Below are 1,426 nucleotides of genomic sequence, written 5' to 3'. Positions count from 1 at the left end.
GGGTCGATGAGGAATCACCAATTCTAACTTTGAGCGAGTCAATAAAATCTTCAATTACATGAGTCATCGTCTTATCGTTTTGACTTGCGTATAATCTTAATTTATTTAATCTGCGTTCAGATATCCTTAAATTTAATGTTTTGCTTTTCATAAATGCCAGTACAACGTCGTTACACTTATGTTATGCTAAACATAGGTCGAAAACAAGGATAAGGCAATGAAAACCTCATACCAATACAAAATCAAACCCACTAAAGAGCAAGCAGAGAAAATAGATAAAACGCTGGATATGCTGCGTTGTCAGTATAATTATCTGCTTGCTCAGAGGTTTGACTGGTATGAACAAAATCGCTGTCCTATCGATAGATGCCCATTAATTTGTCATTTGCCGGAGTTAAAAGAGCAACCCAACTATTACAAACAAAAAGCTTCTCTAGTTCAACTTAAAATTGATAGACCTTGGTACAAAGAGATTCACTCTCAAGTATTACAGGAAGTTCCTAAAAAAGTTGAGATAACTTTTGAGCGATGGTTAAAGGGTGATGTTAATGGTAAAAAGTCTGGAAGACCTAGATTCAAAGGAAAAAGTCAATATAAAACTTTTACTTATACCCAATTCAAACGGCATCATTTTGTTAATAATAAAATCACACTGTCAAAAATTGGAGATGTTAAGGTAATTGTTCATCGCCCCATACCTGATGGTTTTGAGATTAAAACTGTATCTGTTACTAAAAAAGCAGACGGTTATTATGTCACTCTCAGCCTTGACGACAAGACGGTTCCCACAATTAATCCCGATTTCAATCCTGATAATATTGTTGGAATCGATGTAGGTTTGATTGATTTTTATGTAGCTTCTGACGGTTCTAGAATTGCTGCACCTAAGCATTTACGCAAAGCTGAACATAAATTAAAATCAGCACAACGTAAGGTGTCAAGGCGAAAAAAAGGTTCTAATAGACGAAAGAAAGCTATCCAAAAACTGGGTAAACAGCATAAAAAAGTTGCTGATACCCGTAGAGATTTTCACTTTAAAGCAGCTAAATCACTTCTTGATAAGTATGATGTTGTTGCCGTTGAAAAACTGAATGTTAAAGGACTTGCTAAAACAAGGCTAGCTAAAAGTGTCAATGATGCCGGATGGGGACAGTTTGTAACAATACTTTCAAACAAAGCCGAAAATGCTGGTTTGAAGGTAATAGCTGTAAATCCAAATGGTACTAGCCAAGAATGTTCTAACTGCGGTCACAAAGTTAAAAAGCCGCTATCTCAAAGAATGCACAATTGTCCTGTTTGTCATACTATTTTGTGCAGGGATTTGAATGCGGCAATAAACATAAAGGCGCGTGGGACGCACGCCCTCAAAGCTCAATTAATGTCCTCATAGGGGAGTCATTGAGAAGCCCACACTCACCCGTTCGCG

The 1,426-nt window shown here is 37.0% G+C and carries 1 protein-coding gene; it reads left to right on the top strand.

Annotation, left to right across the window (positions count from 1 at the left end; all coding sequences use genetic code 11):
- Positions 1-217: 217 nt before the first annotated feature.
- Positions 218-1,390 carry an RNA-guided endonuclease TnpB family protein gene (locus tag A3775_RS00215; RefSeq protein ID WP_066380397.1) on the top strand — a complete coding sequence of 391 codons (1,173 nt, stop codon included), beginning with the start codon at positions 218-220 and terminating at the stop codon, positions 1,388-1,390.
- The last annotated feature ends 36 nt before the right edge of the window (positions 1,391-1,426 follow it).

This window comes from Anabaena sp. 4-3, from assembly GCF_001597745.1.
GTDB lineage: Bacteria > Cyanobacteriota > Cyanobacteriia > Cyanobacteriales > Nostocaceae > Trichormus.
The sequence above is the reverse complement of the archived record's forward strand: the minus strand, read 5'-3'. Positions and strand labels throughout refer to the sequence as shown.